Source organism: Rugosimonospora africana (assembly GCF_016862975.1).
Lineage (GTDB): Bacteria > Actinomycetota > Actinomycetes > Mycobacteriales > Micromonosporaceae > Rugosimonospora > Rugosimonospora africana.
Genome location: NZ_BONZ01000050.1, coordinates 108,819 through 116,496 on the forward strand (window position 1 = coordinate 108,819; position 7,678 = coordinate 116,496).

Sequence of the window (7,678 nt, forward strand, 5' to 3'; positions counted from 1 at the left end):
CTGATGCCGGTCTCAGTGGTGTGCGTGACCGCGCCCTGGGGTCCGGACGGTGGAGGGGACCAGTGCGGCCGCGACGATGGCGGCAACGGCGGCAGCGATCGCGCCGGCGGTGAAGGCGGGGGTGAAGTCGCCGGCCGACGGTCGGCTGGCGGTGAGCGCGGTGCCGACCATTGTGGAGAGTACGGCGACGCCGACCGCCCCACCGAGCTCGTGGAAGGTGGAGACGAGGGCCGACCGGAGGCCGGCGGTGTCGGGGTCGGCTGTCGCGAGGGCGGCCGTGAACGCGGTGACGAAGGTGGCGCCGATGCCCAGCGCGGCCACGGCGAGCCCGGCGATCACGCTGGCCGGGGCGGTGAACACCGCTACCAGGCCCTCTCCCGCCGCGGCGAGCGCGAGCCCGACGACGGCCACCGCCCGGGCCGGGACGCGGGCGAGCAACCGACCGGCGAGATGCGCCCCGGCGATCACGGCGACCGCGACCGGCAGGAACGCCAGTCCGACCTCGATCGCGCTGTAGCCGTGCGCGCGCTGCAGGGTGAACGAGCCGACGAAGAATCCGCCCACCATCAGCCCGGTGGCGACCACCATGAGGAAGGCACCCGCCGCGACCGGACCTTGCCGCAGGAGTCCGACCTTCAGCAGGGGCGCCTGGGTGGCCCGCTCCACGAGGGCGAACAGCGCCCAGCCGACGATTCCGCCGGCCAGCGGCACCAGTGTCGAGCGTGCGGTCCACCCGTGGCCACCCGCGTTGACCAGACCGTAGATCACTGCCCCGGTGGCCGCCGTGACCAGCACAGCGCCCGGGATGTCGAACCGCCCGGCAGTGGCGGTGCGCTGCGAGGCGGGCGTCAGCAGCGGAATCGCGACCAGAACAAGGATGCCAATCGGAACGTTGATCACGAAGATCCACTGCCAGCCGAGCGCCGAGGTGAGCAGGCCGCCCAGGGCGACGCCGAGCGCGGTACCGCCGCCACTCAGCGCTCCCCACACCGCCAGCGCCCTTGCCCGAGCCTCACCCGCGGTGCTCGCCGTCACCAACGCCAACGCCGCCGGCGAGAGCAGAGCCGCGCCGATGCCCTGGGCGATCCGGCCGGCGATCAGCATCGGTGCGTCGCCGGACAGCGAGCAGACCAACGACGCGGCCGTGAAGACGGTCAGGCCGATCGGCAGCATCCGGCGCGGCCCGACCAGGTCCGCCAACCGGCCGCCGAGCAGCATCAGCCCTCCGAAGGCCAGCGTGTAGGCCGTCATCACCCACGGCACGGAATCCCGGCCAAGGGCCAGATCAGAGCCGATCCTGGGTAGCGCCACGTTCACCACCGTCACGTCCAGAACCAGCATCAGCTGCGCGGTCGCCAGCAGTGACAGAACGAGCATCGGCCGCCGGACGGTGTGAAGACCACCGACCGTCGGGCCCGCGTGGGTATCGGTCGTCATCCTTCGCCTCACTCAATTGGTACAGCGATGTTCGGGTTATTCAACAGTACATAACTCGTACTGGCTCGTTCAAGTTTCGAGATGAGCATCGTGCTGGCAACGGCCGAATGGTCAGCCGGAGAGGTGGTGGAGGCCGTGAGGCGCCAGCGCCTCCTCGATGCGGTCGACGACCGTGATGGCGGCGAACCCGAGCAGGCGCACCAGGTCACCGTCGGTGCCGTCGGTGGCGGTCCGCCAGGCGGCGACGTCCGCGTCACTGATCTCGTGCGGTGCGAGGGCGGAGAAGAGGGCGATTCTGGCCGCGGGTCGATCCGTCGCCGGGACGCCGGCCAGCCGTGCGTCGAGCCAACCGGAGGCCGGTTGCGTGCCGTCCCAGTCGGCGACAGTGGCGCGCAGGATCTCGCGGCTGGTTTCGCTCAACAACGCGCCGCCCACGGTCGCCGCTCCGCGCAGGGCGGCGAACGCGACCCCGATGGGGGTGCCGGCCGCCCAGCCCGGCGCCGGTCCGAGCGAGACGTCGGTCAGCAGAGCCAGACTTTCGCCCGGCGCCAGTTCCCGGCGGACGGTATGGGCGTAGGTCATGCCCCCCACTCGACGTACCGATGGGGAACGTTGCAGGTTGCCCGGAATCAGCCGCTCGTCGGTCAGAACGGAGAACATCCGGTTGGTGAAGTGGGTCGAGAGGGCCGTACCGAGGAACTCCGCGGCCTGCTCAGCCGGAAACGGCGGCTCCCGCAACTGCGCCGCGCCCGGAGTCCGGGTGGCCCTCGCCCAGGCGGCGAGCCGGTCGTAGGGTTCGGAAAGAGGTCGACCGTGCAGGAGGTCCTCGGCGAGCCGATGCTCACCGGTGGCGTGGATCATGATGGTGTGCGCGTCGACGCAGAACCGGCACTCGTTGGCCTGCGACACGGCGACGGTGACCACCTCCTTGTCGGCCCGGGGGGCGTGCCCCACCAGCTCCGCCTCCCGCAACAGCGCCCAGGCGGCGGCGTGCAGGTCCGGCGCGGGGGACATCATCATGAAGGCGACTTGGCCGAAATCGGCGGTCGACTGGGCATAGACCTCGGCAACCAGACCGGTCGCCGCCTTTCGCGGCACGGGCGATACGTGACGGATGGACATCGTGGACTCCCAAGGTAGTCGCGGGCGGTTCCGGAGCGGCGGCACGCGCCGCCACCGGCGTTCCGCGCTAAGCCGAACACTGCTGTTGAGATCTGGGTGCCATCATAACTCGTACAGCGGCGTACTAGTTATGGAGTTTTTGGAACGCTTCAGTGGGGGTAGCCGGAGCCGGATGTCGTCCCGCCGTCGCCGGCACCGGCGGGTCGAGGCTCCGGGGATCAGCCCTGGGGTAATCTGAACAAAGGTGTGCGAGCTATCGAGGGAGTGACCGTGGCGAGGGAGTCGGACCGTGTGGACACCGAGGCTCCGCGGGCGCGGCGTGCGGACGCCCGGCGCAACGTCGAGGCGATCCTCGACGCGGCCGTCGCGTGCCTCAGCCGCGATCCTGACGCGAGCGTCGTGGACATCGCCGCCGCCGCGAGTGTCGGGCGGGTCACGCTCTACGGTCACTTCAAGACCCGCGCCGAGCTGATCGACGCGGCTCTCGTGCGTACGATCCAGCACGCTGACCAGATCCTCGAGACGACCGATACGACAGGCGATCCGACCGAGGCGCTCACCCGCCTGGTCGCCTCCTCGTGGCAGATCGTCGACCAGTTCCGCAACATCCTGGTGGCCGCTCAACGCGAACTGCCCGCGGAACGCATCCGTGGCGTGCACGACCGGGTCGTGCGTCGCATCCAGTCGCTGCTCGAACGGGGACAGCGCGGCGGAGCCTTCCGCACAGACCTGCCGAAGCGGTGGATGGTCACCACCGTCATCAGCCTGATGCACGCCGCGGCGGAAGACGCCGCCGCCGGGCGCGTCAAGGTCGACCAGGTCCCGGGCCTCATCACGGCCACGCTCCTCGCCGCCTTCACCGCGCCCGGCGCGAAGGTCCCCGCCGCCCGGCCCTCCGCGTGAGGCTCGGCCTCAGACGCCGTCGGCGAGGTCGGCGCCGCCGGTCGCCCTGAGAATCGACGGTTCGCGACGCCCACGGTCGGCTCCGGCGTTCACGCGATCCCCACCCCGACGGCGTCGCTCGCGCCAGCGTGGATCTGGGCACTGGCGCGGCCCAGCATGATGTAGCCGAGCGCGAGCGGTGCGGCGCCGAGGATCTCGACGACCGACGTGAACATCGAATGCGGCCCGAGGCCGAACAGCGACACCGTGCCACCCAGCGCGTACACGACGCCGCCGAATCCCAACAGCAGGCCGGTCCAGCGCCGACCGCACCGGTCGAGCAGCACGGCGAGCAACACGTAACCCAGGGGGAAGAGGACGTTGGCGGTCAGCACGATGGTGCCGCCCTCGAAGTCGACGTCCGCGGAGGTGTGTACGCGGTCGGGCGCGTACATCGCCGTCGCCGGGTTGTGGCTGCCGTCGTACACGATCAGACCGAACCACAGCACCGTACCGACAAGGGCGGTGAAGATCGCGGCCAGTCCGCGCGAACGGAGCCGGCGTGTGGACAGCGCCAGGACTCCGGCGAGGCACACCGTCAGGAACAGCAGGCTGATGGCCTCCATGGTGTGGGTGAAAATGTACCAGCTGGCGTCCGCCGCGATGTCGTGCCCGTCGCGGGCCGGGTGCACGATGACGGTGAGCAGGAACAGTGGCCCCCCGATGATCCCGGTCAGTTTCGCCACGGACCGGATGAACCGGGGGTCGATGTCGGCGTTCTGCCCGCCGGGGATGCGGGTGCGGACATCGCGTGCCGAGCGGTCGACGCTCATGAGCATTCTCCTCGTTGGTTGACTCGACGTCGAGCTGGAGTCGATGCGACGTGGCGGCCAGAACTCGAACATCGGCGTTCGAGTTGCGACGCTAACACAGGCGGCCGCGCAGTTCACGCGGCGGGTCGAAATAATGACAACACCCATGTTCGAGATGATGGTAGCCTCACAACTCGGACACACCTGCTCAGGTTATGCGGGCCTCATGACGGGTCCCGCTCGGCATCCGCCGCCGGCCCGGCACCGGTGCTCATCCGCCTGCGATAGGCGAACACCGCCAGGCCGCCGGCCGCGATCAGCACCCAGCCGGCGGCACGGCCGGCTCCCAGGAAGGTGGCTGTCGACATGGTGAGTGCGAGGACCACCATCAACACCGCGTGGGCGAAGAGAGTGCCGCCGATCAGCGCGGTCAGCACCGACATGGCGTGCCGCAGGGCGGCGCCGCGTAGGCCCGAGGGGGCCCGGTGCCCGCGGGCCGCGATGAGCCGGCGGACATACTCCAGCAGCGGTCTGCGTACCAGCACCGAGACCAGGCACACTGCACCCAGCGGCCCGGTGACCAGCGCGTCCTGCAGCTTGAGGGCCAGTGGATTGTCGCCCGTGAGCAACAGCACGACGAACGCCACCGCGGCGGAGAGGATCGCGACGACGCCAACCGGGTCGAGCCGGCGCCGCGCAACGAACCCGACCGCGGTGGCAGCGACCGGGATCGACGCCCCGATCGCCAACGCGACGGCGTCGCTGTCGACTCTCGGTCGCACCAACGCGTACACCAGGAATGGGACAACGATGTTGAGCACGACGGTGAGCACCGCTCGCAGCGCGCCCCTGCGGGCAAACACCCCGCCGGTGACCGGTGATCGCCGCGGCGGCGCCTCCCGGGTGTCAGGCTCTGCCGTGCCGGTACGGATGGACGGGCGGGTCATGACGCCTCCCTTTCGCGTGTCTGGGCCACCAGACTCGCTCGCGAGAGGCGCCGTTGTCCTCAGCCTCAGGGTGGCCGCCCCTGCCCGGGTTCGCTCCACCCACCGGTTGGTTCACGCGCCGGAAGATTGCATCCACGGTTGGAATCCGCGTCCACCCCTCGGACTCGCATCACCTCCGTCGGGGCCGGCGTAGCACGATCTACTCATCGGGTCGCGCCCACTGCTCGTTGGCGCCGCCGTTGCAGCTCCACAGATCGACAGCAGTGCCGTTCGCGGTACCCTGTCCGTGCGCATCGAGGCACAGGTTGGATTGCACACCCCGGATCTCGCCATCGGCGGAGAGTGTCCACTTCTGGTTGGCGCCGCCGTTGCATGTGTAGAGCACGACCGAGGTGCCGTTGACTGTGCCCTGCCGGTACGCGTCGAGGCACTTCCCGAGCACCCGCAACTCGCTGGCCGGGGTGTAACTGAATCCTTGATTCGGTGCCCCGTCGCAGGTGTTGAGCTGGGTGGGCGCATCGTCCGCGGTGGAACCTCCGGTGATGTCCAGACACTTCTTGGACTGCGCGCCGATGACGGCCGAGGCACCCGCCTTCACCGCGGTCCCTCCGTTCTGGGCAAAGACGTACGTCGTGACGCTCTGCCCCGGGACAGTCAGGGACGCGACTCCGTCTGACACCGCGGGCAACCCGACGGGCGCGATGTTCTGCGTGGCGCTGGTGCGGTAAGCAGCAGTCGCGGTGATGTCTTCGAGCGCGTTGAAGTGCACGTGAAAGCTCTGCGTAGCCGTGTCGACATTGGTCACCACGACCGTCCACTTGCCACTGTTCGATGTGGCCAGGGCCGAGACGCCGCTGGGTGTGCCGGTTACCGCGAAGCGCACCGAGCCCGGTCGGATGAACTTGCTGTACTGGCCGAGCACGTAGTAACGCTTGGTGGGGTAGAGCGCCTGGTTTCCGTCTTTGGCGTAGTTGGGGTCGTAGTAGATCAGCCCGTCGTTCCAACCGCTGGTGTTCTTGGTGGTGGCGCACGTCGAACTCGTCGACGGGTCACAGCCGATGGAGTTGGACAGTGCTTCGAACCAGTGAAACTGCGTGTCGTTGGTCAACGCGAAGTCGCGGTAGATCTCGTTGGCCATCGGTAGCGCTCCGACGATAGTCGGGTCATACTGTGCGGCGAACCCGCCGCTCATGCTGGTGTGGCAACAGATCTCGGTGGCCCAGGACGGCTTCCCGTACAGTCGGCTCATGCTCTGAAGGTTCGTCATGGTCCCGTCGTCCGGCCAGTCGTACGTATGGTGTGCCAGCGTCGCGACATACGGCGACACACCTGATGCGCTCATCCACGCCGGCCACTCGCTGAGCGCGTAATTGCTTCTACTCGACTCGTCGGCGCTGATGCCCACCGGCAGTGAGCGCTGGGCGAGCGTCGCGCCAAGCGTCCGTACGATCGTTGCCCGTTGACTGGCGTCGACGGACATGCCCTCCTGGCCGCAACTACTGAAACTGTTGTCCGGCTCGTTCATTGGACTGACATAGTTGATGCTGACGCCCTGAGCCGCGAAGTGGTCGACGATGTCGGACAGATAGTCGGCGTACGCCTGCTCGTCGCCGGAGATCAGAGAGCCACCGCAACTCTTGCCGTTGGTCGTGAACGCGGCGGGGGCGCTGGTGACGAACCCTATGATCGTGGGTACGCCGGCGTGAGCGGCGTCGGTGACGAACGTGGTCCCGCCCGGATCGTGGCTCCAGTCATAGCTGCCGACCGAGGTCATCATCGTCTGTGGGGCTCGGTCGGGGACGGTCACTCCGACTCCGCCGCCTCCGATGTTGTACCGGTAAGCGGACAGCTGAATACCCTGGGAACCGAACAGTAGATCCGCCACGGCCTGCTGCGCACTCGTCGAGAATTTGGCGAGGTCATTGGGCCACCAGGCGCCAGACGCGCCGACACCGTCGATGGTCTGCGCCGGCCAACCGGAGACCTGCGCCGTGTGGCATGTCGGATCGAGCCGGTCGATTCCCATCGCGGCCATGGTGTCCGCACCGGCGATGCCGTCCGCCGGCAAGCCGTGTGAAGCCTGGTAGGTGGCGACGGCGGCCTTCGTCGCCGCGTTGTATTCGCCGCTGGGCACAGCGGAGGCTGCGGCTTGCACCAACTTGATCACGGCGCCCAACGCACCAAGCGTCTGCGGACCGACCAGCCCGTCGACGTCGAGGCACCGGTCACCCTGAAAGGCCTGCACCGCGGCACGAGTCTGCGGCCCCGCGACCCCGTCAACCGCGCCGGCGTTGTAGGCGAGACCGTTCAAGTCGGATTGCGCGAGCTTGATGTCGTCGGTCGTGGCCGCGAACACCACACCAGGTGTCGCCATCGCCACGATCACAAGCACGGTGACCAGAGCGCCCAGGACGCGCCATCGCCGCAGGATTCCGGCACGCTCGGGGAGTGCTGCCACGACCGATCCCCTCTCAAGGA

The 7,678-nt window shown here is 68.7% G+C and carries 6 protein-coding genes; 1 reads left to right on the forward strand and 5 read right to left on the reverse strand.

All coding sequences use genetic code 11. The features are described 5' to 3' along the window. Positions 1 to 12 precede the first annotated feature (12 nt). Together Raf01_RS26680 and Raf01_RS26685 are read right to left on the reverse strand one after the other, a co-directional pair. On the reverse strand, positions 13 to 1,377 hold the full coding sequence (locus Raf01_RS26680) for an MFS transporter (protein ID WP_203920759.1): 1,365 nt from the start codon (positions 1,375 to 1,377) through the stop codon (positions 13 to 15). Positions 1,378 to 1,548: 171 nt separating this feature from the next. Next, entirely contained in the window at positions 1,549 to 2,559 is a 1,011-nt protein-coding gene (locus Raf01_RS26685) for a carboxymuconolactone decarboxylase family protein (RefSeq protein WP_203920760.1), read from the reverse strand. A gap of 270 nt (positions 2,560 to 2,829) precedes the next feature. Between Raf01_RS26685 and Raf01_RS26690 the strand changes: the two genes are divergently transcribed. After that, positions 2,830 to 3,462 (forward strand): TetR/AcrR family transcriptional regulator, encoded by a 633-nt coding sequence (locus Raf01_RS26690; protein ID WP_203920761.1) that lies wholly within the window; start codon positions 2,830 to 2,832, stop codon positions 3,460 to 3,462. An 89-nt stretch (positions 3,463 to 3,551) separates the two neighbouring features. Here Raf01_RS26690 and Raf01_RS26695 read toward each other — a convergent pair whose 3' ends face one another. From Raf01_RS26695 to Raf01_RS26705, 3 genes are all read right to left on the reverse strand, one after another. Beyond that, complete coding sequence (locus Raf01_RS26695; RefSeq protein ID WP_203920762.1) at positions 3,552 to 4,274, reverse strand: hypothetical protein; 723 nt, start codon at positions 4,272 to 4,274, stop codon at positions 3,552 to 3,554. 203 nt (positions 4,275 to 4,477) lie between these two features. Next, positions 4,478 to 5,200 (reverse strand): VC0807 family protein, encoded by a 723-nt coding sequence (locus Raf01_RS26700; protein WP_203920763.1) that lies wholly within the window; start codon positions 5,198 to 5,200, stop codon positions 4,478 to 4,480. A 199-nt stretch (positions 5,201 to 5,399) separates the two neighbouring features. Further along, positions 5,400 to 7,658 carry a glycoside hydrolase gene (locus Raf01_RS26705; protein ID WP_203920764.1) on the reverse strand — a complete coding sequence of 753 codons (2,259 nt, stop codon included), beginning with the start codon at positions 7,656 to 7,658 and terminating at the stop codon, positions 5,400 to 5,402. Positions 7,659 to 7,678 lie beyond the last annotated feature (20 nt).

Coding starts and splice junctions, on each gene's coding strand:
- Raf01_RS26680 (WP_203920759.1), bottom strand. CDS start 1,377: ATGCTCGTTCTGTCACTGCTGGCGACCGCGCAGCTGATGCTGGTTCTG.
- Raf01_RS26685 (WP_203920760.1), bottom strand. CDS start 2,559: ATGTCCATCCGTCACGTATCGCCCGTGCCGCGAAAGGCGGCGACCGGT.
- Raf01_RS26695 (WP_203920762.1), bottom strand. CDS start 4,274: ATGAGCGTCGACCGCTCGGCACGCGATGTCCGCACCCGCATCCCCGGC.
- Raf01_RS26700 (WP_203920763.1), bottom strand. CDS start 5,200: ATGACCCGCCCGTCCATCCGTACCGGCACGGCAGAGCCTGACACCCGG.